This is a genomic window from Kribbella sp. HUAS MG21, from assembly GCF_040254265.1.
Taxonomy (GTDB): domain Bacteria; phylum Actinomycetota; class Actinomycetes; order Propionibacteriales; family Kribbellaceae; genus Kribbella.
On sequence record NZ_CP158165.1, the window covers coordinates 7,910,947 to 7,936,030 of the forward strand.

Annotated in this window: 24 protein-coding genes; 8 read left to right on the plus strand and 16 right to left on the minus strand. The window is 70.2% G+C overall.

The annotated features are described in order from the left end of the window. Positions 1-19: 19 nt before the first annotated feature. A complete protein-coding gene (locus ABN611_RS38105) occupies positions 20-1,114 on the minus strand; it encodes a glycerate kinase (RefSeq protein ID WP_350277166.1) in 1,095 nt (364 codons plus the stop codon). Between the two features lie 63 nt (positions 1,115-1,177). On the opposite strand from ABN611_RS38105, the gene ABN611_RS38110 reads away from it, so the two are divergent. From ABN611_RS38110 to ABN611_RS38130, 5 genes are read left to right on the plus strand one after another with little or no spacing between them, the layout of a single operon-like run. After that, the gene (locus tag ABN611_RS38110) at positions 1,178-1,570 is read left to right on the plus strand and encodes a VOC family protein (RefSeq protein ID WP_350277167.1); all 393 of its coding nucleotides are present in this window, start codon (positions 1,178-1,180) and stop codon (positions 1,568-1,570) included. Then, positions 1,570-2,211, plus strand: a complete 642-nt coding sequence (gene nfi / locus ABN611_RS38115; protein ID WP_350277168.1) for a deoxyribonuclease V — start codon at positions 1,570-1,572, stop codon at positions 2,209-2,211. The genes ABN611_RS38110 and nfi overlap by 1 nt, the downstream gene beginning before the upstream one ends. Positions 2,212-2,260: 49 nt before the next feature. After that, entirely contained in the window at positions 2,261-2,800 is a 540-nt protein-coding gene (locus ABN611_RS38120) for a PadR family transcriptional regulator (RefSeq protein WP_350277169.1), read from the plus strand. Continuing rightward, positions 2,797-3,537, plus strand: a complete 741-nt coding sequence (locus ABN611_RS38125; RefSeq protein WP_350277170.1) for an ABC transporter ATP-binding protein — start codon at positions 2,797-2,799, stop codon at positions 3,535-3,537. The genes ABN611_RS38120 and ABN611_RS38125 overlap by 4 nt, the downstream gene beginning before the upstream one ends. 5 nt (positions 3,538-3,542) lie before the next feature. Then, positions 3,543-5,321, plus strand: a complete 1,779-nt coding sequence (locus ABN611_RS38130; protein ID WP_350277171.1) for an FtsX-like permease family protein — start codon at positions 3,543-3,545, stop codon at positions 5,319-5,321. Between the two features lie 2 nt (positions 5,322-5,323). On the opposite strand, the gene ABN611_RS38135 is transcribed toward ABN611_RS38130, so the two are convergent. From ABN611_RS38135 to ABN611_RS38170, 8 genes are all read right to left on the minus strand, one after another. Further along, on the minus strand, positions 5,324-5,932 hold the full coding sequence (locus tag ABN611_RS38135; protein ID WP_350277172.1) for an SRPBCC family protein: 609 nt from the start codon (positions 5,930-5,932) through the stop codon (positions 5,324-5,326). Then, the gene (locus tag ABN611_RS38140; RefSeq protein ID WP_350277173.1) at positions 5,929-6,783 is read right to left on the minus strand and encodes a xanthine dehydrogenase family protein subunit M; all 855 of its coding nucleotides are present in this window, start codon (positions 6,781-6,783) and stop codon (positions 5,929-5,931) included. The genes ABN611_RS38135 and ABN611_RS38140 overlap by 4 nt, the downstream gene beginning before the upstream one ends. Beyond that, complete coding sequence (locus ABN611_RS38145) at positions 6,780-9,179, minus strand: xanthine dehydrogenase family protein molybdopterin-binding subunit (RefSeq protein ID WP_350277174.1); 2,400 nt, start codon at positions 9,177-9,179, stop codon at positions 6,780-6,782. Before ABN611_RS38145 ends, ABN611_RS38140 begins: the two co-directional genes overlap by 4 nt. After that, positions 9,176-9,688, minus strand: a complete 513-nt coding sequence (locus tag ABN611_RS38150; protein WP_350277175.1) for a (2Fe-2S)-binding protein — start codon at positions 9,686-9,688, stop codon at positions 9,176-9,178. The genes ABN611_RS38145 and ABN611_RS38150 overlap by 4 nt, the downstream gene beginning before the upstream one ends. A 70-nt stretch (positions 9,689-9,758) precedes the next feature. Continuing rightward, a complete protein-coding gene (locus tag ABN611_RS38155) occupies positions 9,759-10,937 on the minus strand; it encodes an XdhC/CoxI family protein (RefSeq protein WP_350277176.1) in 1,179 nt (392 codons plus the stop codon). After that, on the minus strand, positions 10,930-12,048 hold the full coding sequence (locus tag ABN611_RS38160) for a VWA domain-containing protein (protein ID WP_350277177.1): 1,119 nt from the start codon (positions 12,046-12,048) through the stop codon (positions 10,930-10,932). The genes ABN611_RS38155 and ABN611_RS38160 overlap by 8 nt, the downstream gene beginning before the upstream one ends. 6 nt (positions 12,049-12,054) lie before the next feature. After that, positions 12,055-12,930 carry a MoxR family ATPase gene (locus ABN611_RS38165; protein ID WP_350281740.1) on the minus strand — a complete coding sequence of 292 codons (876 nt, stop codon included), beginning with the start codon at positions 12,928-12,930 and terminating at the stop codon, positions 12,055-12,057. Between the two features lie 59 nt (positions 12,931-12,989). Continuing rightward, positions 12,990-13,607, minus strand: a complete 618-nt coding sequence (locus ABN611_RS38170) for a nucleotidyltransferase family protein (protein ID WP_350277178.1) — start codon at positions 13,605-13,607, stop codon at positions 12,990-12,992. Positions 13,608-13,689: 82 nt separating this feature from the next. Between ABN611_RS38170 and nadA the strand changes: the two genes are divergently transcribed. Then, positions 13,690-14,868, plus strand: coding sequence for a quinolinate synthase NadA (nadA, locus tag ABN611_RS38175; protein ID WP_350277179.1), 1,179 nt, complete (start codon positions 13,690-13,692; stop codon positions 14,866-14,868). Between the two features lie 105 nt (positions 14,869-14,973). On the opposite strand, the gene ABN611_RS38180 is transcribed toward nadA, so the two are convergent. From ABN611_RS38180 to ABN611_RS38205, 6 genes are all read right to left on the minus strand, one after another. Further along, on the minus strand, positions 14,974-15,921 hold the full coding sequence (locus ABN611_RS38180; protein WP_350277180.1) for a type IV toxin-antitoxin system AbiEi family antitoxin domain-containing protein: 948 nt from the start codon (positions 15,919-15,921) through the stop codon (positions 14,974-14,976). A gap of 154 nt (positions 15,922-16,075) precedes the next feature. Continuing rightward, the gene (locus ABN611_RS38185) at positions 16,076-17,263 is read right to left on the minus strand and encodes a glycosyltransferase (protein WP_350277181.1); all 1,188 of its coding nucleotides are present in this window, start codon (positions 17,261-17,263) and stop codon (positions 16,076-16,078) included. Beyond that, the gene (locus ABN611_RS38190) at positions 17,263-17,679 is read right to left on the minus strand and encodes an adenylyltransferase/cytidyltransferase family protein (RefSeq protein ID WP_350277182.1); all 417 of its coding nucleotides are present in this window, start codon (positions 17,677-17,679) and stop codon (positions 17,263-17,265) included. Before ABN611_RS38190 ends, ABN611_RS38185 begins: the two co-directional genes overlap by 1 nt. Further along, complete coding sequence (locus tag ABN611_RS38195; protein WP_350277183.1) at positions 17,679-18,410, minus strand: CDP-alcohol phosphatidyltransferase family protein; 732 nt, start codon at positions 18,408-18,410, stop codon at positions 17,679-17,681. Before ABN611_RS38195 ends, ABN611_RS38190 begins: the two co-directional genes overlap by 1 nt. A gap of 11 nt (positions 18,411-18,421) precedes the next feature. After that, positions 18,422-18,868, minus strand: a complete 447-nt coding sequence (locus ABN611_RS38200) for an adenylyltransferase/cytidyltransferase family protein (RefSeq protein WP_350277184.1) — start codon at positions 18,866-18,868, stop codon at positions 18,422-18,424. A gap of 70 nt (positions 18,869-18,938) precedes the next feature. Then, positions 18,939-20,162 carry a glycosyltransferase gene (locus ABN611_RS38205; protein ID WP_350277185.1) on the minus strand — a complete coding sequence of 408 codons (1,224 nt, stop codon included), beginning with the start codon at positions 20,160-20,162 and terminating at the stop codon, positions 18,939-18,941. A gap of 127 nt (positions 20,163-20,289) precedes the next feature. Here ABN611_RS38205 and ABN611_RS38210 point away from each other — a divergent pair, with 127 nt between their 5' ends. Together ABN611_RS38210 and ABN611_RS38215 are read left to right on the plus strand one after the other, a co-directional pair. Continuing rightward, on the plus strand, positions 20,290-21,933 hold the full coding sequence (locus ABN611_RS38210; RefSeq protein ID WP_350277186.1) for a right-handed parallel beta-helix repeat-containing protein: 1,644 nt from the start codon (positions 20,290-20,292) through the stop codon (positions 21,931-21,933). Between the two features lie 147 nt (positions 21,934-22,080). After that, positions 22,081-23,715, plus strand: a complete 1,635-nt coding sequence (locus ABN611_RS38215) for a right-handed parallel beta-helix repeat-containing protein (protein WP_350277187.1) — start codon at positions 22,081-22,083, stop codon at positions 23,713-23,715. Here the strand turns inward: ABN611_RS38215 and ABN611_RS38220 are convergent. Beyond that, complete coding sequence (locus tag ABN611_RS38220; protein WP_350277188.1) at positions 23,696-25,072, minus strand: mannitol dehydrogenase family protein; 1,377 nt, start codon at positions 25,070-25,072, stop codon at positions 23,696-23,698. The two genes, ABN611_RS38215 and ABN611_RS38220, sit on opposite strands and share 20 nt — an antisense overlap. Between the last annotated feature and the right edge of the window lie 12 nt (positions 25,073-25,084).

Here is a 25,084-nt window from a genome sequence, read left to right on the forward strand (position 1 = left end):
CTACCACACCACCAGGTGATCAGCGGGCCCACGTCCGGGCGACACGCTCCGCGACCGCCGCGAGCGAGCCGTGCGGGTCCGCGAAGGCCTGCTCCTCGCCGACCGCGTCGACCAGCGCGTACGCCGACTCGACGCCCATCGAGCGCATCTCGCGGGACCCGATCAGGACCTTGCCCGCGAGTACGACGCACGGCCGCATCGCGTCGTTCGCCACCTTCGCGACGCCGGCGATCACCTTGCCGTCGCGGGACTGGAAGTCGAACGCACCCTCACCGCTGAGCACCAGGTCGACCTGGGAGGCCTTCTGCTTGAGCCCGGTCAGCTCGGCGACCAGGTCGATGCCGGAGACCCGTTCGGCGCCGAGCAGTAGCAGTGCGTAACCGAGGCCGCCCGCGGCGCCGGCGCCCTTCTGGTCCGCGGTCTTCCGGTCGGCGAGCTCCGCGAAGTGCGTCAGCCAGCCGTCGACCTCCGGCTTCCGCTCGTCGGTGATCCCCTTCTGCGAGCCGAACACGTTCGTCGCGCCGCGCAGCCCGAGCATCGGGTTCTCGACATCGCTGGCCGCGACGAACTCGACGCCCGCGACGCGGTCCCGGGCAGGCTGCAGGTCGACCGCGGTCAATCCGGCGAGGCCGGCGGCTCCGCCGTCCAGCTGACCTGATTCCGCGGTCGCGCCGAGCGCGGCGAGCAGGCCGGCGCCGGCGTCGTTCGTACCGGAGCCGCCGAGGCCGAGGATGATCCGCTTCGCACCGGCGTCGATCGCGGCGGTGATCAGCTGCCCCACGCCGTACGTCGTCGCGTCCTCGGGCCGCCGCTGCTTCGGCTCCACCAGGTGCAGCCCGCACGCCTGCGCGGTCTCGACGTACGCCGTCTCACCCGCGAGCAGCACGGTCGCCGGGGTTTCCGTGCCGAGCGGTCCGCGCACGGTGACCGACAGCAAGGTCCCGTCGACCACCGCGGACAGCACGTCGATGAACCCGGGACCGCCGTCAGCCATCGGCGCCACCAGCACCTCGGCGTCCGGATCGCGCCGCCGCCACCCTTCCTCGATGGCCGCCGCAGCCTCTACGGCCGTCAACGTCCCCGCGAACTTGTCCGGCGCAATCAGAATCCGCATGGCCACATCCTCTCCCACGCGGTTCGGTTGACGGCGCCCAGTGCCACCAGTTGGATCGTCGACATGAGGACAATCCTCTTCGCGCTGCGCGTCAGCGACCTGGACCGTTCACTGGCCTTCTACCGGAAGGTCGGCTACCTCGAGCTCAGCAAGATTCCGTTCGACGACGGCTCCAGCCTGGTCTGGCTCCGGCTCCCGGACGAGCCGTCGGTGTCCCTCGAACTCGTGCATCGGCCCGCCGACGGACCGGTCGAGGCCGGCGGGTTCCAGCACTTCGCCATTGAGGTCGAGTCGCTCGCCGAGACCGTCGACCGGCTCACCGCCGCCGGCCTGAATCCCGGCGAGCCCGAACTCCCCGGCGGCTCCGACGGCCCGAAGACGTCCTGGGTCGTCGACCCCGACGGCTACCGCTTCGAACTCGTCGAATGGCCGGCCGGGGCACCGACCTTCGACTGATGGACTGGCCGACGACCGAGACCGAGGCCATCGCGGTCCAGAACGAGCTGCAATCGCTGGTCGATCCCACCGACCACCCCGGCGTCGTACGGCGCGTCGCCGGCCTCGACGTCGCGTACGACGGAGACCACCTGGCCGCGGCGGTCGTCGTACTCGACCGCGAGACGCTGCGCGAGGTCGAGCGCGCCGTGGTCGTCGGGGAAACGCGATTCCCGTACGTACCCGGGCTGTTCGCGTTCCGCGAGGTACCGGCCTTGCTCGCGGCACTCGATCGACTGGAGTCCGCGCCGGACCTGTTGGTGTGCGACGGGCAGGGTCTCGCGCATCCGCGACGCTTCGGGCTGGCCTGCCATCTCGGCGTACTGACCGGCATCCCGGCGATCGGAGTCGCGAAGAACGCCTTCGTCGGGACGCACGCGGAGCTGGGCAGCGAACGGGGCGCCACGGCCGCGCTCGTCGACAACGACGAAACAGTCGGAACGGCGTTGCGGACCCAGAACGGAATCAAGCCGGTCTACGTGTCCGTCGGGCATCGGGTGAGTCTCGCGACGGCCGTAGCGCATGTCTTGCACCTAGCACCCCGGTATCGCCTGCCGGAGACGACGCGGCTGGCCGACCGGGCCTGCCGGGACGGGCTTTGACATCGCTCGTGGATAACGGTTAGCTACGGGCTAACTGTTAGGGGGTCGAGTGCAGGACGCGGTGCTGGCGATGCTGGCCAAGGAGCCGTCGCACGGGTACGAGTTGCGGGCGCGGCTGCGGCGCAGTCTCGGGCCGTTCGGTGAGCCGATGAATCCCGGGCAGATCTACGTCACGCTGTCGCGGCTGGAGAAGGCTGGGCTGGTGGTTTGTGAGCGGGTCGCCGAGAAGCCGGACCGCAAGGTGTACGCCGTGACTCCCGCCGGGCAGGAGCGCGTGGCGGCGTGGCTGACCGAGGTGGGCTGGCCCAAGCCGGACCTGGTCGAGTTCCACCTCAAGCTCGTCGCGGCCGCGGCGTCCCGGCTCGCCGATCCGGTGCAACTGATCGGCGCGCAGCGTCGCGAGCTCCTGCGGACGCTGCGGGAGGCACAGCAATCGGCCCTGTCCGAGCCACCCGACTCGCCCGCCTCCGCCCTACTCGAAGGCGTGGTACTGCGGTTGCAGGCCGACCTGCGCTGGCTGGACGCCTGTGAACGCGGTTCCGCCCAGCGCCCGAGCTCCCAGCGACGCAACGAATCCGAGGACGTATGAACGAGTCGACTCAACTGATCCGGGTTCGCGGCCTGGTGAAGGAGCACGGTGACGGAGACAGCTGGGTACGTGCGGTCGACGACCTCGACCTCGACGTACCCGAGGGCCAGACGCTGGCGGTCATGGGCCCGAGCGGCTGCGGCAAGTCCACGCTCCTGCATCTGCTTGGTGGCCTGGAGCGACCGACCAAGGGTGAGGTCTGGGTGGCGGGCCGTCGTACCGACACACTCAGCGAGCGTGCCCTGGCGCGTCTACGCCGCCGCTCGATCGGCTTCGTCTTCCAGGCCTTCCACCTGGTCGACGAACTGACAGCGGCTGAGAACGTTGAGCTGCCGGCACTACTGGCCGGACAGTCGCGTCGCGCGGCCAGGCGCCGCGCGGATTTGCTGCTGGATCAAGTCGGGCTGGCGGACCGCTCCCGGCACCTCCCATCCCAGCTGTCCGGCGGTCAGCGCCAGCGGGTCGCCATCGCACGTGCCCTCGCCAACGAGCCGCAGGTCGTGCTCACCGACGAACCGACCGGCAACCTGGACAGCGCGGCCACCCTCGACGTACTGCGCATCTTCAACGATCTGCGGGCGACGGGTCAGACGCTGGTCGTCGTCACCCACGACGAGCGGGTCGCCGCGACCGCGGACCGGCTGATCTCGATGCGCGACGGGATGTTCGTCGACGACACGCACCTCGCGGGCACCAGCGCCGGGCGGCTCAGTGGTCTCGTCGGGCTGGAGGGCTGACCGGCGTGGGTCGGTTGCTCCTCGTCGTACGGCTGGTGCTGGCCGACGTACGACGGCACAAAGCGCATGCAGGCATGCTCGTGCTCGCGGTGACGGCAGCCACTGCCACGCTGGCTCTCGGACTGTCGTTGTACAACGCGAGCCAGTCCCTCTACGTGCAGACCCGAGCGGCCACTGCCGGTCCGGACCTCGTCGTACTCGCTCCGGACACCGGACCTGCGGCGACCGCGACCCTGAACGCACTGGCCGAGGACCCCGATGTTGTTGCCCACAACGGCCCGTACGACATCGTCTACGGCACTCTGACCGCGCGCGGCTACAGCTCCAGCGTGGTGGTCCACGGCGCCAGTCCGACTCCTGGTGCGGTCGACCGCCCACTGGTGACTTCAGGCGCTTGGGTTCGTCCCGGCGGGGCTGTCCTCGAGCGGGGCTTCGCCACAGCGCTCGGCGTGCATGTGGGCGATCGAGTCGCTGTCTCCGGTCGTACGTACCCGGTCGTCGGGATCGCCGTGACCGCGGCGACGTCGATCTATCCCTGGTCCGCAGGCATCGGCCCACTGGGCGGACCGAGTGACTACACCGGTCTGCTCTGGCTGACGGCCTCGGACGCGCGTGTGCTGGCGGGACGGGACCTGGCCATCACCACGGCGCTGGACCTGAAGCTGCGAGACCCTGACGCCACGGAGACTTTCCGGCTCGCGCACCGTGATCTCTCTGTCCGGCTGAACATGCATTCGTGGCAGTTCATCGCAGGCCAAGACGGCCACATCGTCCGGAACACTCAGCCGATGCTTGTCGTCGGCGGCTGGCTGCTCGGCTTCCTGGCTGTCGCCGGTGTGGCTGCGCTGGCCGCCGGACGGGCCACCGAACAGATCCGCCGCGCCGGACTGCTCAAGGCTGTCGGTGCGACGCCCGGCCAGATCGGCGTGGTCCTGCTGACGGAGTACCTGGTTCTCGCACTGCTGGCAGAGGCACTGGGCCTCGTTGTGGCGCGACTGGTCGAGCCTGCGATCGCCAACCCGACCGACAGCCGCATCGGTGACGTCCTGGGTCCAACGGGCCTGACTCTCGCGGCAACCACGGCCCTTGCGTTGGGCGTGGCGCTGCTGACCACACTGCCTCCAACAGTGCGGGCTCTCCGCACCGCAACCGTTGCCGCGTTGAGCAGCACAGCGCAGTACCCGCGTCACCGACCCTGGCTGACGTCGCTGTCGGCTCTGCTGCCCACACCGCTGCTGCTAGGGGTAAGGCTGACCGCACGCCGGCCGGGACGCGCCGTACTGCACTCCTGCTCGACCGCGGTCACGCTGACGGGCCTGACTGCGTTGCTGACCTTCTACGCGCAGCCGGTGCGCGGCTACGGCATCGCGTCGTCGCTACCGAACGGGCGGGACGTGGTCGACCGCCGTCTGCTGCTCGCGGTAACGGTCCTGCTCGCCCTACTGGCCCTCCTGAACACCATCGCGATGACCTGGATGACGGCGATGGAGGCCCGGGCGAGTATGGCGGTCACGCGCGCTCTGGGCGCCACGCCCGGCCAAGTCTCGGCAGGGCTGTCCTTTGCTCAGCTTCTGCCTGCAGTGCCGGGTGCTGCGGCCGGGGTGTATGCGGGCGTTGTGCTGTTCGCGTTCACCAGCCGCGGGGCTACTGTCATGCCGCCACGGTGGTGGCTGTTGGCCACCGTGCTCGCGACGCTTCTGGCGACAGCTGTGCTCACCGCCGTGCCTGCACGGCTCGCGGCCCGGCGGTCAGTCGCCCACACGCTGAGCGCTGAGGCAGGCTGAGCTCAGCGGCGGAACAGCCGGCGTACGAGCAACGCCAGGACAGCCCCGATCAGGTACGGCGCTGCGCGGCGGGCCAGTGCCGGGAGCAGTGTGTTGCCGAGGTCGAGTACCACGGCATCGGACTCCAGTGGGCTTGTCGGCTCTCGGACAGGCTCCTCTTCCACAGACGTGCCCAGCTTGGTCTTCAAGCAGGCGGTGAACTCGTCGAGGAGCCTGTTCGAGACGTCCTGGATGAGGCCGCGGCCGAACTGAGCGGGACGACCGGTGATGGTCAGGTCGGTGTCGACGCTGACCTCGGTAGTCCCGTCTGGCCCGGCGGTCAGGCGGGTGGTGACCCGCGCGCTCGCCGTACCGTTGCCGCGCTTGTCCTTGCCCTTGGCCTCGATCACGGCGTGATGATCGCTCTCGTCACGCTCGACGAAGGTGCCGTTGCCCGAGTACTGCAACGACACCGGCCCGAGCTTCACCTTGCACGAGCCGGTGAAGTCGTCGCCTTCGTACGACTCCAGGGTGGCGCCGGGGAAACATGGCACCACCCTTTCGAGGTCGTTGAACGCGGACCAGGTCTGCTCGACCGTGGCCGGTACGACGAACTTGTGCTCGAGCTTCACGTCGTACCTGCCGCTGCCAGGACCGCCCGCCGGGTGAGCACCGTGGCGAGATGCCGCCGGTAGTCCGCGTCGCCGTTCAGATCACTCGTCGGCGACGTCCCGTCCGCCGCCCGCGCCGCGGCCTCCCGTACGGCGTCCGCGGTCGCCGGCTGCCCCACCAGAGCCGCCTCGACCGCGGTCGCCCGTACCGGCGTCGCGCCCATGTTGCCGAGCCCGACCCGCGCCTCCGCGATCCTGTCGCCGTCCAGCCGGACCGCCGCCGCGACCGACACGATCGACCAGGCCTGCGCGACCCGGTTGAACTTCTCGTAGTGCGCGCCCCACCCGGTATACTTCGGCACCCGCACCTCCACCAGCAGCTCGTCCTCGCCGAGCGCCGTACTGAACACGCCCTGGAAGAACTCCGCGGCGGGCACCGTACGCCGTCCCTCGGCGCCCGCGATGACGAAGGACGCCTCCAGCGCGACCGCGACCGCGGGCAGGTCCGCCGCCGGATCCGCGTGCGCCAGCGACCCGCCGAACGTACCGCGGTGCCGGATCTGCGGATCACCGATCGTTGCCGTGGCCAACGAGATCAGTCGGGCGTGCTCGCCGACCAGCGGATCGGACTGCACCACGCTGTGCGGGGTCATCGCGCCGATCACCAGCGCGTCGCCGTCGTCCCGCACGCCCTGTAGATCGTCGATCTTCTGAATGTCGACAATCACCTCCGGCGCCGCCAGCCGCAGCCGCAACGCCGGCATCAGGCTCTGCCCGCCCGCGAGCACCTTCGCGTCGTCGTGCTCGCGCAGCAACCCGAGCGCCTCGTCGACCGTCGTGGGAGCGAAGTACTCGAACGCCGCCGGGATCATGACCCTGCCTCCTTGTTCTGGCCGCCTTCCTGGATCGCCTTCCACACGCGGTACGGCGTACAAGGCATCGGTACGTCGGTGACGCCCAGCGGACGCAGCGCGTCGACAATCGCATTGACGACAGCCGGAGTCGACGCGATCGTGCCGGCCTCGCCGACGCCCTTCACGCCGAGCTGGTTCGTCGTCGCCGGCGTCTCGGTCCGCGCGGTCTCGAAAGCCGGCAGATCCGGAGCTCCCGGTACCAGGTACTGGTCGAACGACCCGGTGACCAGCGTCCCGGTCTCGTCGTGCACCGCTTCCTCGTACAGCGCCTGCGCGATGCCCTGCGCCAGCCCGCCGTGCACCTGGCCCTCGACGATCAACGGGTTCACCACCACCCCGACGTCGTCGACGCAGACGTACGACCGGATCTTGGTCCCACCGGTCTCGGTGTCGACCTCGACCGCGCACAAGTGCGTGCCGTGCGGGAATGAGAAGTCCTCCGGGTCGAGCGTCGCGTCCGCGTCCAGGCACGCCTCCGCGGAGCCGTCCAGCTTGTGCCCCTGGAACACCGCGAACGCCAGCTCCGCCATCGTCATCCCGGCGTCGGTCCCGCGGACGCCGTACCGGCCAGCGGTGAACTCGAGGTCGTCCGGGTTCGCCTCCAGCAGCTGCGCCGCGATCGGCTTCGCCCTCTCGACCACCTTGTCCGCGGCGGCCAGCACCGCCATCCCGCCGACCGCCAGCGACCGCGAGCCGTACGTGTCCAGCCCGCGTACGGCGACCTGTGTGTCACCGTGCAGTACTTCGACGTCCTCGAACGGCACGCCCAACCGGTCCGCGACCAGTTGGCTCCACGCGGTCTCGTGGCCCTGACCGTGCGGGCTGGTCCCGGTCACCACCTCGACCTTCCCGGTCGGCAGCATCCGCACCGACGCGTGCTCCCAGCCGCCGCCGACGTACCCCATCGAGCCGAGCCAGCGCGACGGCGCGAGCCCGCACATCTCGGTGAACGTGGACACGCCGATCCCCAGCTGCACCGGGTCGCCCGACTCGCGGCGCCGGACCTGCTCCGCGCGCAGGTCGTCGTACCGGAACAGCTCGCGCGCCTTGGCGGTCGCGGCCTCGTAGTTGCCGGAGTCGTACCGCAGCCCGGACACCGTCGTGAACGGGAACTCGTCGTGCTTGATCCAGTTCTTCTCCCGGATCTCCAGCGGGTCGGCGCCGACGCGGGCGGCCAGCTCGTCCATCAGGCGTTCGATCGCGTACGTCGCCTCGGGCCGGCCGGCGCCGCGGTACGCGTCGGTCCAGGTCTTGTTCGTGAACACGTTGGTGATGCCGAGGTGGTACGCCGGGAACTTGTAGATGCCGTTGTACATGAACGCGCCGAGCAGCGGGATCGCCGAGGTGACCAGGCCGAGGTACGCGCCCATGTCCGCGATCAGTTCCACCTTCAGGCCGGTGACCGTGCCGTCGGCGTTCGCGGCGAGGGTCAGCTGCTGCCACTGGTCGCGGCCGTGGTGCGCGGACATCAGCGACTCGGACCTGGACTCGCTGTATTTACAGGGCTTCCCGGTACGGCGGGCCGCGATGACCGTCAGTACCTCTTCCGGCGTGAACTGGAGCTTGCCGCCGAAACCGCCGCCGACGTCCGGCGCGATCACCCGGATCTTGCTCTCCGGGATGCCGAGCACGAGCGCGATGAAGATCTTCACGAAGTGCGGCACCTGGGTCGACGACCACACGGTCATTTGTTCAGTTGTCGGATCGACGACAATCGACCGCGGCTCCATGAACGCGGGGATCAGCCGTTGCTGGCGGAACTCCTGCTCGATCACGATCCCGCCGTCGCGGGCGGCCGCGATCGCTGCCTCGACGTCTTCGCCGTTGCCGGCCTCGGCGGAGTCGTACGACCAGACCGCGGACACGTTCGTCCCGAGGTCCGGATGCGCCAGTACCTCGTCGCGGGCCGCTGCCTTGAGGTCGAGGGCGGGTGCGAGTTCCTCGTAGTCGACGTCCACCAGGTCGGCCGCGTCGTTCGCCTCGGCCGGCGTGCGCGCGATCACCATCGCGACGATCTCGCCGGCGAACGCGACGTGGTCGACCGCCATGGACGGGTGCGTGGGGGCCTTCTGGTCGGGGATGACGGCCCACGCGTTCGGCAGGGCGCCTTGTTCGTCGGCGATGTCGGCGCCGGTGATCACGGCCACGACGCCGGACGCGGCTTTGGCGGCCTCGGTGTCGATGGAGGTGATCCGGGCGTGCGCGAACGGGCTGCGCACCATCGCGAGGTGCTGCATCCCGGGCAGCACGATGTTGTCGGTCCAGCGGGTCCGCCCGGTGATCAGCCGAGCGTCCTCCTTGCGCCGCCGCGGCGCACCGACCTCGGCCGCACGCCGTTCCTCGGTCGCCGTCATGACACACCTCCGGCAGCACTCGGTTCGTCGACAGGTCCTGGCCGGCCGGCAGCGGTTGCCGCGCAGGCGCGGACGGCCTTGACGATGTTCTGGTAGCCGGTGCAGCGGCACAGGTTGCCCTCGAGGCCGTGCCGGATCTCCTCATCGTCGGCATTCGGATTGTCGGCAATCAGATCGAGGGACTGCATGATCATCCCCGGCGTGCAGTAGCCGCACTGCAAAGCGTGGTTCTCGTGGAACGCCTGCTGCATCGGGTGCAGCTGCCCGTTGGTCGCGAGCCCTTCGATCGTGGTGACCTCGTGGCCGTCGGCCTGGACCGCGAGCAGCGAGCAGGACTTCACGCTGCGCCCGTCCAGGTGAACCGTGCAGGCGCCGCAGTTGCTGGTGTCGCAGCCGACCACGGTGCCCGTCTTCCCCAGTTGCTCGCGCAGATAGTGCACCAGCAGCGTGCGCGGCTCCACCTCGTCCGTGAAGCTGCTTCCGTCGACCTTCACCGTGATCCGGGTCATCGCCCCGCCTCCAGCCGTCGCAATCGCCGTACCTGTGATCGTGCTCCTGTTGACTCGCCGCCGACAAGATTCAGTGGTGGATGGGTCCCGCCGCGGCCGAGAGCCGCTGCCCGGCGCCGCCCCAGCGCTGGGCGATGATCTCGGCGGCGATGCTGACCGCCGTCTCCTCCGGCGTCCGCGCGCCGAGGTCGAGGCCGATCGGGCTCGACAGCCGGGCCAGTTCGGCCTCGGTCAGGCCCGCCTCGCGCAACCGTTTCAGCCGGTCGTCGTGCGTCCGCCGCGAACCCATCGCGCCGATGTACGCGACCTGCGGCAACCGCAGCGCGACCTCCAGCAGCGGTACGTCGAACTTCGGGTCGTGCGTCAGCACACACATCACCGTCCGGTCGTCGAGCCGTCCCGCCGCGGCCTCCGCCGACACGTACCGGTGCGGCCAGTCGACGACGACCTCGTCGGCGAACGGGAACCGGGACGCGGTCGCGAACACGGCGCGCGCGTCGCAGACCGTGACGCGGTACCCGAGGAACGACCCGAGCCGCGCGACCGCCGCCGCGAAGTCGATCGCCCCGAACACCAGCATCCGCGGCACCGGGGCGTACGACGCCACGAACACGCGCATCCCCTCGCCGCGGCGCTGCCCGTCCGGCCCGTACTCCAGCGTCTCGGTCCGCCCGCTGGCCAGCAACCCACGCGCATCGTCGGCCACCGCGTCGTCGGCCCGGTCCGATCCCAGTCCCCCACTCGCCAGCACCCCACTCCCCGCGCCCGGACCGCCGTGCGCCGCGACGTTCGGCGTCGCCGCGGTGTCCGGTGCGGGGCGGACGACGAGGCGGCGGCCGATGCGTGCCGGGTCCTGATGGGCCACGACGGTCGCGACCGCGACCGGGCGCCCGGCAGTGATGTCCGCAGCGAGCGCGCCCAGTTCCGGGAACGACGTACGGTCGACCCGCTCGACGAAGATGTCGATGATGCCGCCGCAGGTGAGACCGACAGCGAAGGCCGACTCGTCGCTCACGCCGTACCGCTGCAGGACGGGCTCGCCGGACTCCAGGACCTCCTCACCCAACTGGTAGACCGCGCCCTCGACGCAGCCGCCCGACACACTGCCGACCGCCTCCAGCCCCGGACCGACCAGCATCACCGCACCAGGCGGCCGCGGCGCCGACTCGAATGTCGCGACAACGGTGCCCACGGCAACCGATTCGCCCGCCTCCCACCACGCCAGCAACCGGTCGAGCACGTCACGCATCGGCCACCACCTCCAGCAGTTCCGCGAAGCTCGCCAGGCTGTGCCCGGCGACGAGATCGTCCAAATGCGGCAGGACGGCGACGATCCCGGCCTGCACCGGCTCGTACCCGCGCTTGCCGCGGTGCGGGTTCAGCCACACCACCCGGTGCGCGAGCCCCGCGAGCCGCTCCAACTGGGCACCGAGCAACGCGGCGTCGCCCCGCTCCCACCCGTCGCTGCACACCACGACGACCGCGCGCCGCGCCGTACCGCGCTGACCCCACCGGTCCAGGAACACCTTCAGTACCTCACCCAGCCGCGTCCCGCCCGACCAGTCCGGTACGACGTCACCCGCCGACCGCAACGCCAACTCCGGATCGCGCCGCCGCAACGCCGGCGTCACCCTGGTGAGCCGCGTGCCGATCGTGAAGACCTCGACGGTCCGCGGCGCCTGCTGGACCATCGTGTGCGCGAGCCGCAACAGGCTGTCGGCGTACGGGCGCATGGATCCGGAGACGTCGATCAGTACGACGACCCGTCGTGGGCGGACGCCCCGGCGGCGGTAGTGGACGCGCGCCGGTTCGCCGACCTGGCGGAGCTGGGCGCGGAGCGTGCGCCGCGGGTCGATCGCGCCGCGGTGCGACGGCCGCTGCCGCGTTGCCCGCCGGACAGGTGACCGCGGCCGAAGCGTGCCGAAGAGCCGCGCGAGTTCGGCGCGGTCGACCGCGGACAGTTCGGCGACATCACGGTGCCGCAGGACTTCCGTCGTACTCGCCGAGACGTTCAGCGTCCGGTCACCATCGCCCTCGGCCGCGTCGTCGTCGAGCGCCGCCTGGACGGAGGTTTGCGGCGTACGGCGTGCCACCCCGCGCGACCGGTCGCCGGAGAACCAGGCCGCGAACACCTCGTCGTACCGCGCGGTGTCGTCGTGTCCGCTGCAGAGGGCGGCCCGGCCGGCCCAGTACACGTCGGCGGTGAGCGTCGCGTCGAGCGCCGCGACGGCCTGCAGGAAGAGCTGGACGCGGTCAGCCGTCACACCCAGTCCGGCGTAGCGCAACGCGGACGCGAACCCGGCCAGCGCCAGGTCCGGCATCGCGCGACCGTTCGCGGCGCTGGAGCTGGTGGCTGTCATCGCGGGTCAGCTCGCCAGCAGCCGGTCGAGGGATTCGCGGACGCGGTCGGTGTCCTCCCGGTACTTGAGCACCGCGCCGAGCGTCGCGGCCGCGGTCTCCACGTCGAGGACGTCGGCGCCGAGCGCGTCGAGGGCGCGCGCCCAGTCCAGCGTCTCGGCGACACCGGGCGGCTTGAGCAGGTCGAGGTCGCGCATCCGCTGCACCGACCGGGTGACCTGTTCGGCGAGGCGTTCGGAGACCTCGGGCAGGCGGGTGCGGACGATCTCGATCTCGCGGGCGAGGCCGGGATGGTCGATCCAGTGGTAGAGGCACCGGCGCTTGAGGGCGTCGTGCACCTCGCGGGTGCGGTTCGAGGTGAGGACGACGATCGGCGGGACCTTCGCGGCGATCGTGCCGAGCTCGGGAACGGTCACCTCGTACGTCGACAGCACCTCGAGCAGGAACGCCTCGAACTCGTCGTCCGCGCGGTCGATCTCGTCGACGAGCAGTACGGCGGGACTCTCGCGGAGGGCACGCAGTACCGGGCGGGACAGCAGGAACCGCTCGTCGAACAGGCTCTTCTCGACCTCCTCGACGGCGGCGTCGGTGGTGGTCGCCTCGACGGTCCGCAGATGCAGGATCTGGCGGGGGAAGTCCCAGTCGTAGAGCGCCTGCGAGGCGTCGATGCCCTCGTAGCACTGCAGCCGGATCAGGTCGAGGTCGAGCGCCTCGGCGATCGCCGCGGCCAGAGAGGTCTTGCCGGTGCCGGGCTCGCCTTCCAGGAGCAGCGGGCGATGCAGCGCGAGCGCGAGATACCCGACCGTGGCCAGGCCCGCACCGGCCAGATACCCGGTCGCCCGCAACCGCCCGGCCAGTTCGGTGGCCGAGCCGACGGCGTTCACTCCTTCAGGATTCACCTACATCTGGAGCTTGGCCACCCCTCACGCGGTCGTGGGCGGGTTCAGCTGTGGCCGCTCGGCAGGTCGTCCGGCGTGTCGACGTCGGAGCCGTCGGTGAGGTCCGCGCATTCCACCAGTTCGGCCCGGTGGTCCCGCAGGTACGTCCGACCGCCCTCGTCCCCGCGCGCGGACACGATCACCCCGTCCCAGTGCGCACGCCCGATCACCACGGGGTGCCCAGGTTGGCCTTGGTACGTCGCCCGTACGAGCCCGTCCACGCGCGCCCGCTCCGCGACCCGCCGTACGACGGCCGGCGTCAGGCCGGGGACGTCTACGGGCACGACCATCACTGCGTCGACCTCACGTAAGCCCGACGTTTGGTGGAGTCCCGCTCTCAGTGAGGCCCCTTTGCCTTCTGTCCAGTCGGTGGCCTCGACTACGTCGACCGGCTCGTTCAGCAGTGCGGCTCGGGTCTCGGTGGCAGCGGCGCCGATGACGACCACCACCGGGGAGCAGCCGGACTCCGCGAGCAGCCGGGACGTGCCCACGACCCACGGGATGCCGTCGGGGTCGCGGACCAGCGCCTTCGGCCGCCCCATGCGACGGCCGGCACCAGCAGCCAGCACCAGACCAGCAACCCGCGCGCCGGCTTGTGCGTCCGTGGCGCCCGCGTTCTTCACAGCAGGAGCGTACTGATTTCACACTCTGGGCAGGGAGCCGCGCGATGCGGCGTACCGGAACACCCGTGCGACGATGTCCGGCGTGACGACGATCGCAGACGGCTCGAAGTCCCTTCCGCTGCTGTTCCTCGGGCAGAACACCGACCCGCACTCCGAGCGCGGCGTCGAGTGCCCGGGAGCTCTCCCGCCGGCGTCCGACCCGGACCTCGTCGAGCGGGCGCTCAAGGCGAAGGCGGCGCTGGGCGACCAGGTGTTCGTGCTCGGGCACCACTACCAGCGCGACGAGGTGATCCAGTTCGCGGACGTCACCGGCGACTCGTTCAAGCTCGCCCGCGACGCGGCCGCCCGGCCCGACGCGCCGTACATCGTGTTCTGCGGTGTGCACTTCATGGCCGAGTCGGCGGACATCCTCACCAACGACCAGCAGACCGTGATCCTCCCGGACCTCGCCGCCGGCTGCTCGATGGCGGACATGGCCCGCATCCAGCAGGTCGAGGCCGCGTGGGACGCGCTCGCGGACGCCGGCGTCGCGGACGTCACGGTGCCGGTCACGTACATGAACTCCAGCGCCGACATCAAGGCGTTCTGCGGCCGCAACGGCGGTGTCGTGTGTACGTCGAGCAACGCCGAGACCGCGCTGAACTGGGCGTTCGAGCAGGGCGAGAAGGTGCTCTTCCTCCCGGACCAGCACCTCGGCCGCAACACCGCCGTACTGCAGCTCGGTCTGTCGCTCGACGACTGCGTGGTCTACGACCCGCACAAGCCGAACGGCGGCCTGACGAACGAGCAACTCGCGGCCGCGAGGATGATCCTGTGGCGCGGGCACTGCTCGGTGCACGGCCGGTTCACCGCCGAGTCGGTCGACGACGTCCGCGCCCGGATCCCCGGCGTGAACGTGATCGTCCACCCCGAGTGCCGCCACGAGGTCGTCACCAAGGCCGATCGGGTCGGGTCGACGGAGTACATCATCAACGCCCTGGAGGCCGCCGAACCCGGTACGTCGTGGGCGGTCGGCACCGAGCTCAACCTGGTCCAGCGCCTGGCCAAGCACGCCGACAAGAACATCGTGTTCCTCGACAAGACGGTCTGCTACTGCGCCACGATGAACCGCATCGACCTCCCGCACTTCGTCTGGGCCCTCGAGAACCTGGTCGCCGGCCACGTCGTCAACCCGATCAAGGTCGACGCCGACACCGAGCACTACGCGAAGGTCGCCTTGGACCGCATGCTCGCGCTGCCCGGCAAAACCGCTCGCGACTGATGCGGGTCCCCAACACGAGGGTTATCCCGTCGGCGTGGGGGTTCTCCGCTGGTGTGGCGACGAAGACCCCTCACTCCGGGCGGATAACCCCTCGAGGCCTGACGGTCAGGCGGTTCGGCGGGCGGCGGCGAAGGTACGGCGGAGGGCGGCCGCCAGGGTGGCTGGGTGGTCCAGGTCCGACCAGACGCTGCGGACGACCGTCAGGCCAAGTGCTCGGAGACGGTCCTCGCGGCGCTTCTCCTCGACCAGCACGTCAGCCGCTGCCCCGCCGTACTTCAGCAGACCGTCGAACTCGATCACCAGGCCGTATGCCGGGAAGTAGAAGTCGACCCGGCCGACAAAGCCCTGGCGGTCGCGAAACTCAGCCTGCAGCACAGGCGTCGGGAAGCCGTACTCGTACAAGAAGACCCGCATCCGCGACTCACCGACGGATTCGCTCAGCGGGTCGCCGAAACGCAGCGCCGCCCGCGCAGTCGCACTCCCCGGCCAGAACTCGATGACCTCCTGCAGCCGGTGCAAGTCCGCAGCGTTCAGTCCACCAGCATGCAGGAGCGCGTCGACTCCGACCACGGCCGCCTCGAAGGACGCCGTACACGCAGCCTCGAGAACCGCACGTCCTGCCGTGGTGGCGAGCCGCCCCTCGAGGACGGTCAGGTCGTTCGGGGTCAGCTTGCCGAGATGATGTTGTACGCCGGCAACGACCCCGCCGGACCGTCCGTGAACCCGGCTGACATGCACCAGTCCTAGGTCGAGCCCCCACACGGGCAGACCATGCAGGACGAGCGCCGATTGATGGCTCGCGGCTACGGAACCCGAGCGCAGGGAGTTCATCGCCGCGTGAGTCCTCTGACGATGTGCCCATCTGGCGCGTTCCCAGGGCGGGAGATGGCTGACGTCGACATTTTCGGCGTACTGACCGCGTCGGAGCCGCACCCAGTAGCCGGCCCGCAGGCAGGCCACGACCTGATCGGGCGTGTAGCCGCTGGCCAGCGCCTGAGCGCGGCTGAAAACCCCGCCCTGGTTGTCTGCGATCACCTTGAGTCGCGCGTTCACCGCACAAGCGTCCCCCAGACAGCGCCCACGCCGCGTCCTCCTTCTCCCCACCTGTGGAAAAGCCGTTCATACGGATATCCCCGCGAGTTGGGGGTTCTTCGCTCGTAGGCCAGCGAAGAACCCCCAACTCGCGGAGATATCCGTTCGTGGTGGGTCAGCGCGAGACGCGGGCCGGCGCGTACCACTCCGCCAGGAGGTCGGGGAGGCGGTCGGGGCCCCAGCGGTCGACGGGGGTGATGCGGCCGCGGAGGGAGGCGAGGCCGCGGGCGAGTTCGCCGACGACGTCGCCCTGCCACGGAACGGTGACGCCCTCGCCGGGCCCGACGATGACGGCCGGCCCGCCGCGGTCGACGCAGACGACCGGGCAACCGGAGGCGAGAGCTTCGGTGACCGCCCAGCCGGCGGCCTCGCGGAACGCCGGGGCGAGGAGCGCGTCCGCCCGGAACATCGCGGCCAGCACCTCCTCGCGCGGCAGCGCGCCCATGAACTCGACCCGGTCCCGCACCCCCAGCTGGTAGGCGAGGCGTTCGGCGCGGCCCCAGTCCGGACCGTCGCCGATGATCCGCAGCTCCCAGTCCGCCGCCTCGGGCCGGGCCAGCGCGCTGATCGCCAGCAGCACGCCCTTCCACGGGATCAACCGGCCGACGAACAGCGCGGTCTTCACCCCTGGCGCCCCGAACGGCTCGTACGGACCGGACGCGGTGAACCGCCGGATCGCCACGTTCGGCTGGACGACGATCTCGCGCGCGTACGGCCGGAACGCCTCCGCGACGTCGTTGTTCTGGGCAACCATCAGGTCCGCGGTCTGCGCCATCCGCCGCCCGGTCAGCCGGCGCCGGAACCCGGTGTAGGCACGCCGTACCAGCTCCCCCACGACACCGCCCGGACCCAGCCAATGCGCCATCGACAGCGGCGCCGTCGTCGAGCCGCCGACCGGGCCCCAGATCACCTTCGCGGACGACTCCTCGACCACCCCGGCGCCCATCCAGTCGACCGCGAAGGTCAGGTGGTGGATCACGTCGAACGAGTGCTCGGCCTGCAGCCGCCGCGCCGTACGGCGGGCCAGCCCCTGCCACAGCGGGTAGTACCAGTACACGTCCGACGGCCGCCGCCGCAGCCGCAGAATCCACTTCGGCATCTCCAGCGGTACTACGGTCAGGCCCGGAACCGGGCGGACCGCGAGTTCCTCGGCGATCTCGTGCGCGAACTTGCCGCGGGTCAGCAGCCACACGTCGTGGTCGCGCGCGGCAGCCTTCGCCCACGCCCACCCCGCGCCGGGCTCGGAGCCGCCCGAGGGCCGGCAGGCGTACGCGCTGAGCAGTACCTTCGGCCGGCCCGGCATCAGCTCATCCCCTCCAGAAGCCTGCGCAGATCGGTGCTCGAGGTGGAGGCGGTGTACGGGAAGTAGTGCACCTGTGCGCCGACCTCACCCAGCAGCCTTTCCAGTCTGGTCCCCTTTTCCGTTCCCTTCCAGTCGTCCCCCTTGAAGAGCACGTCGTACCGCAACTGCTGCCACATCTCGAACTTGTCGCTGGACCAGTCGCTGACCACCTCGTCGACCAGGTCGAGGGCCTGGACGACGTCCATCCGCTCCTGGTGCGGCACCACCGGCGGCCGGCCCTTGATCCGGGTCACCACGTCGTCCTCGACGACGCCGGCGATCAGGTGGTCGCAGTGCTCGCGGGCGCGGCGCAGGATGTTCAGGTGCCCGATGTGGAACATGTCGTACACGCCCGGCGCGTACCCGACGACCGTCATCAGGCCCGCACCCCCAGCGCGGCCATCTCGCGGTACCACTTCGCGATCGCGGCGGCCAGGAACAGCACGTTCAGCGCCAGCAGCGCGCCGTACAGTACGACGAACAGCGACGGCGTGCCGAACGCGAGGAAGACCAGGCAGAGCACGCCGTAGTCGGTCGGTGCGATGAGCAACGACTTGACCACGGAATCCCCGCGCTCGTTGGGTTTCGCGGCCGCACCGTGGCGCCGGCGCAGCTGGTCGATCAGGATCAGGCCGAAGAACAGCACCGACGACAGGCACAGGTACGCGAGCGGGACCAGCAACACGAGATCGTTGTCGAAGGCATCGAACCGGTGGAACGAGATCAGTACGGCGCTGTGCAGCAGCACGATCTTCACCGCGTCGATCATGTGGTCGAGCCACTCCCCCAGCGGCGAGCCGCCGCCGCGCAGCCGGGCCAGCTGCCCGTCCGCGGAGTCCAGGCCGTACCCGAGCACGAGCAGCGCCGTCACCAGCAGCGCCGTCCCGAACGAGGGCCGCACGCACGCCACCAGCACGATCCCCACCAGCGAACAGAACCCGCTCGCCAGGCTCACCTGGTTCGGCGTCCGCCCGCCGAGGAACGCGGCCGCGGCGAAAACCCGCCCGATCCGCCGGTTGACGAACCGCGAGTACGCCGGAGTGCCGGCCGAGGGCTTCTGCGCCCGGGACAGCCGCGCGACGGTCTCCCGCAGCCCGGCTGTGCTCATCGTTCGCTCGCTCATGCCACGTTCGAGCTGCGCGACTGCCGCTGGTCGATCGCGGCCCGCAGGATCTGGCTGCGCGACTCCCGGCCGGCCGGCAACACGGTGATCAGCCCGGCCGGAACCCCGTCCAGCTCGTCGAAGTCGTCAGGACCGAGTACGCCGTCCGCGCGAGCGGCGGCGAACACGGTCCGCACCCTCAGCTCGCCGGTCAGCCAACCCGGCCGTACGTCGTCCACGGCCACGACCTCGTCGACACAGCGCAGGTGCTCGAGGATCTGCGCCCGCTCGAGCAGCGGCACCACCGGCCGCCCACCCCACGCGTCCAGCGCCCATTCGTCGGACAGCACCGCCACCACCAACCGGTCACAGTGCCGCCGCGCCCGCTCGAGCACGTCGACATGCCCGACGTGGAACAGGTCGAACACCCCGACCACGCACCCGGTCCGCGTCCCGCCGTCCAAACCGCCATCCCCCAACACGAATTCCCGCGTTTCCTCGCGCGCGACGCCGCCCCCTGCGTCCCGCGTGACCTTATCCCTGCCGGGCACGGCCCGGCCACCGTCGCGCGGGCGTCCGGCCGCGGGCGGCGTACCGGGCGATCGCATCGGCGTAGATCCTTTCGGTGGCCCGCAGGTCACGCTCCGGGGTGAAGCGGTCCAGGTAGACCTGGCGGGCTCGTTCGCCGCAGGCTATCGAAGTCCCGGGATCAGCCACCAACCCGATGGCCTTCCGCAACGACTCCGGGTCGCCGGGCACCGCCAGCGCGCCGGTCTCGCCGTCGTCGACGAGTTCCGCGAGCGCCCCGAGCCGGGAGGCGACCACCGGCACCCCGTGCGCGAAAGCCTCGACCACCACGAGACCGAAGCTCTCATACGAACGCGCCGGGACCACGGCGACGCGCGCAGACCGCAGCACATCCATGCAATCCGCCCACGGTAGTTGACCAAGCACCTGAACGGACAGGTCGTCGCGGGCCCGTTCCTCGGCCACCGCGCGCAGCGGGCCGTCACCCGCCACGACCAGCCGGCCGAGCGCGGAATCCCATGCCCGCAGGAGATCCGCGAACCCCTTGTCCTCGCTCAACCGCCCCAGGAACACCACCGCGTCGCCGGCCCCGGCGCGCACCTCCCCGGAATGAGGTACGGCGTGCGGCTTCACCACGAACCGCTCCTCGTCGAACCCCGCCGCGACGTACCGGTCGCGGACGAACGCGGACGGGACGACGAACGTGTCGACGTACCGCTGCCACGTGTGCAAGGTGTTGTGCACCCCGATACTCGTCGCCAACGGCAACGTCTGCACCCGCGAGTCGCGGTAACAACCGTGCCGTACGGCGGCCAGCGGCAGCTTGCCGACGCACGACTCGCACGGGCGCCCGTCGCGCTGGAGCACCGCGTTCGCACACAGCAGGCGGAAGTTGTGCAGCGTCGCCACGACCGGCAGCTCCGCCTTGTACGCCGCCCGCAGTACGGAGGCGCTGAACAGCGGGAAGGTGTTGTGAACGTGCACCACGTCGGGCCGGTGTTCCTGCAAGAGCCGCGTTAAATCGCGTTCCGCCGCAAATGACCAGACGGAGCGAAAAGGTAACAGTGCGCGATCTTTTCGGCTCATCGCGGCGATGTCGTCGCTGTTCCGCGCGTACAGGTCGATCTCATGTCCTGAGTTGCGCAACAAATCAACCGTTTGCGCGACAACCAGGTTCTCCCCACTGGGTTGACCGGTTCGGTAACGGTTGTGCAGCATGGCGACCCGCATGGCACTACCTTAAGTCTCGCAGTGACTACACCTGGTCTTCGCCCGCTCCCAGGAGAGTGCATTGAGGAAGTTGTGGTTCGCAGCGCTTATCGCTGCGGCGGTAGCGGTCGTTACGGTCGCCGTGCCGGTGATCGCCTCCCACGACCAGGCGACGACGACGGCGAAGTCCCAGGAGTCCGAGCAGGCCGTCTCGCGCGCCGTCCCCTCGCAGCGGCCCGGGACGGCTGCCACCACGCCGCCCGCCAAGCCGGCGCCGAAGACCACGCCTTCATCGGTGAAGAAGCCCGGCACGAGCACGCCGCCCGGCAAGGAGCCGACTGCCTCGGCCAAGCCTGTCGAGCCGACCAAGCCGGTCGAGCCGAAGCTTCCGAAGCCCATCGACTCGGAGCAGGCAGGTCCCGCCGTCGCCGGGCCCTGCAGCGGTGTGGTGATCAAGCCCGGGCAGGACGCGCAGTCGATCGTCGGCTCCAAGCCGGCCGGTACGACGTTCTGCTTCGCAGCGGGCGTTCACCGCATCCGCGACACGATCCGCCCCAAGGCGAACCAGGTGCTCGCCAGCGCGCAACGCGCCGTACTCAGCGGATCCGTGGTCGTCACCGGATGGGTCCGCTCCGGCTCCACGTGGGTCGTCCGCGGCGTGCTGCCGGCGGCGTACGGCAAGAGCGGTGAGTGCGAGGACAACAAGGCGAACATCTGTCACCTGCGCGAGCAACTGTTCCTCGACGGCGTGCACCTGACGCGGGTCGCGAGTGTCTCGGCGGTCAGGGCGGGAACCTTCTACGCCGACTACGCGGCGAACGCTGTGTATCTCGGCAGCAACCCGTCCGGGCGCGAGGTCGAGATGTCGAAGACCGCGACCGCGACCGAGTCTGGCGCGACCGGTGTCGTCGTCCGCGGCCTGACGATCGAGCACTTCGCCAGCGCGCCGCAGGCCGGCGCACTGGTCTCCGGGCCGGGCTGGAAGGTGACCGCGAACGACGTCCGCTGGAACCACGCGGTCGGCGTGATGCTGGTCAAGGCGAACAGCACGAAGGTCGACAGGAACCTGATCCACCACAACGGGCAACTCGGCCTCGGCCAGTACAACTCGGCCGCCGCGGCGATCACCCGGAACGTGATCAGCTCCAACAACACCGACGGCTTCTGGATCGCCGACTGGGAGTCCGGCGGCATCAAGTCGACCCGCTCCTCCGGCACGGTCAGCGGCAACGTGATCAAGGCGAACAAGGGCATCGGCGTCTGGGCCGACGTCGCCGACGACGGCCGGGTGATCTCAGCCAACCAGATCGTCGGCAACGCGGCGGACGGCATCCGGTACGAGATCAGCCGGAACGGGACCATCGAGGGCAACACGGTGACCGGCAACGGCTTCGGCACCGGACGCGGCTCGGGGACGTCGCTGTGGGACGGCGGCGGGATCAACGTGAACACCTCGACCGGCGTCACGATCAAGGGCAACCGGGTCTCCGGCAACGTGAACGGCGTGACGATCCAGTCCCGGACCCGCGGCAGCGGCCCGTGGGGCACCTACCTGCTGCGCGACGTCCGGGTCAGCGGGAACGTCATCGAGATGACCGGCGGCTCGCAGGCAACCGGCATGGTCCAGAACTCCGGCGCCGAGGTGCCGACCGGCGAGGTCGTGTTCAGCGGCAACAAGTACGTGCTCGACGACCTGGGCACCCAGCGATTCGCGCGGTTCGGGACGAAGCTGACCGCGGCCGGCTGGCGCGACGCCGGGCTGGACACGGTCGGCAGCTTCCTCGCGAACTGAACAGCCTCGCGAACTGACCGCTTGCCTTTCGCAACATGTTTGTGCGCTACGTATTGCCATGACTACGTGACGTAGGGGTAACCTGCGAAGCGAAGCCGCGCCATGGGGGGTGCGCTCAGGGCTACCTGTGCCACCGGAGGCTCCGCTATGAGAACAGTGTTTGTCGCAGTCGTTGCAGTCGGCACCGGTCTGGTTGCCGTCGGCCCGCTGCCCGCGAGCAGCTCGCCGCTGGGCGACGACCTGCCGCTGTACGACCAGCAGACCGTTGCCACGCCGCCCGCTGACGGCAGCTTCCGCACGGGTCCCGCGCTCGCGCCCGGCTGTACCGGCGTACCGATCCGGACGACCGACGACGCGGCGGCGGTGGTCAGCAGCTGGCCCGCCGGTACGACGTTCTGCTTCGCCGAGGGCCTGCACCGGATCCGCGAGACGATCCGCCCGAAGGCCGACCAGGTCCTTGCCAGCGACAAGGGCGCCGTACTCACGGGCTCGGTCCGGCTCACCCGGTGGGCCACGGCGAACACCGCGCCAGCCACCGCACCGGACAGCGCTCCGAGGCTGGCTAGCACTGCCTGGGTGACCACCGGCGTGCTCCCGCCGGCGTATCCGCAGACAGGGCAGTGTGAGGACAACACGGCGAACATCTGCTATCTCCGCGAGCAGGTGTTCCGCGACGGCAAGCATCTGACCCGCGTCGCCTCGCGCGACAAGGTTGCTCCTGGCACCTTCTACGCCGACTACGCGGCGAACGCCGTCTATCTGGGCGATTCGCCGTACGGCCATGCGATCGAGATGTCCAGCACGCCGACCGCGATCGAGCCCGGCGGCAACAACGTGACCGTGCGCGGGCTGACGATCGAGCACTTCGCCACTCCCCCGCAGGGCGGCGCGGTCGTGCTCGGGCTCGGCTGGAAGGTGTTCGCCAACGACATCCGCTGGAACCACGCGGTCGGCGCGATGCTGGTGAACGCCGACAGCGCCGTGCTCGAGAAGAACCACATCCACCACAACGGCCAGCTCGGCGTCGGCCAGTACAGCACGCTGCGCGGGACGATCACCGCCAACGAGATCAGCGACAACAACACCGACGGGTTCTGGATCGCCGACTGGGAGTCCGGCGGCGTGAAGACCACCTGGTCGAACGGCGGCCAGGTCAGCGGCAATCTGATTGCAGACAATCGGGGCATCGGATTGTGGAGCGACGCGTACGACGACGGCCGGACGTTCAGCAACAATCAGATTGTCGGCAATGCGGCGGACGGCATCCGCTACGAGATCGGCCGCAACGGCGTGATCGCGGACAACGTGATCAGCCGCAACGGCTTCGGCACCGGCCGCGGTTCCGGTACGTCGCTGTGGGACGGCGGCGGGATCAACATCAACACCTCGTCGAACGTCCAGGTCCGCGACAACGTGGTGGCGAACAACGTGAACGGGATCTCGATCCAGTCCCGGACCCGCGGCTCCGGGCCCTGGGGCACCAACCTGCTCCGCGACATCGTCGTCTCCGGCAACCAGGTGACGATGCGCGGCGGGACCACCGCGACCGGTATGGTGCAGAACTCCGGCGCGGCGATCCCCACCGGCGAGGTCACGCTCAACGACAACCGCTACATCCTGGACAGCCTGGCCGCCGAACGCTTCCAGAAGACCGGCCAGTGGTACACCGCGAAGGAGTGGCGCACCACCGGCCAGGACACCACCAGCCTGTTCACCATCGGCAAGGCGGTTCTGGACGCCACCGGCAACCTGACGATCCTCCCTATCGGGTCAGGGCGGTGACGTGGTCGATCAGCAGGGACCGGAAGACGGCTGAGTCCCGGAGGTCCGGGGTGAAGATCGCGGCGACGCCGAGGAGGGCGTCGACCAGCTTCGCCGGCTCGTCGACGCCCGCGACCGCGGTCTTGAGGTGCTCCGCTTGCGGGTCGTCGAGGTCCGGGGTGCGGAGCACGTAGACCATCCAGGCCGCGACAGCGAGCGCGATCATCCGCGGTTCGGCGCCGGCCGCCAGGCGGTCGCGGACGGTGCCGAGCATGCGGACCGGGAGCTTGACCGAGCCGTCCATCGCGACCTGCCGGGTGCGGTGCTTCAGCGCCGGATTCTCGAAACGCTCCAGTACCGTCGCGCCGTACGCCGCCAGATCCAGCCCGTCGGGCGGGGTCAGCGTCGGTACGACGTCGTCGGTCATCAACTGGCGCGCGAGCCCGCCGAGTTCCTCGTCGCGGACCGCCTCGGCGATCGTCTCGTAGCCGCGCAGCGCGCCGAGGTACGCGAGCATCGAGTGGGTCGCGTTCAGCATCCGCAGCTTCGCCTGCTCCCACGGCGCGACATCGCTGGTGAGCACCGCGCCACCGCGTTCCCACGCCGGACGGTCACCGGCGAAGTCGTCCTCGATAATCCACTGCAGGAACGGCTCCGCGACCACGACGGCCTCGTCGCGGACGCCCAGCAGCCGAGCCGCCTCGTCGCGGTCCGCGTCGGTGGTGGCCGGCACGATCCGGTCGACCATGCTGGCCGGGAAGCGGGTCGCCTCGAACGCCTCCGGAACCTTGCCCAGCGCATCGAAGTACTCGCCGACCAGCTTGCGCAGGAACGGGCCGTTGGCCACCAGGTTGTCGCAGGAGACGATCGTCAGCGGCTCCTCCCGGCGGGCGATCGCCGCCGCCAGCTGACCGACGACGGTGCGCGGCGGCCGGCCGGTCAGGTCCGCCCGGATCTCCGGATCGTCCAGGTTGAGCCCCGCGCCCGCGGCGCGGTAGCCCTTCTCGGTCACGGTCAGCGTGACCACCGAGACGGCCGGGTCGGCGATCCGCGCGACGACCGCTTCCGGGTCCTCTGGCACCGTCAGCACCTCGCGGACGCTGCCGATCACCTGCACCGACGGCGCACCGAGCCCGCGCTCCAGGACGGAGTACAGGCCGTCCTGCGGCGCCAACTGGTCCTTGACCGTCGTGGAGCGCTGGCTCACCCCGGCGATCCCCCAGCGGGTCTCACCGGTCTCGACCGCGGCCCGTTCGGTGACGACGGCCTGGTGGGCGCGGTGGAACGCGCCGATCCCGAGGTGAACGACGCCGATCGACAGCGCCCTCGGGTCGACCGCGGGGGCGACGGGGAGGTGGGTGAGACTCAGCCTGGTCAACTGACGGAACCT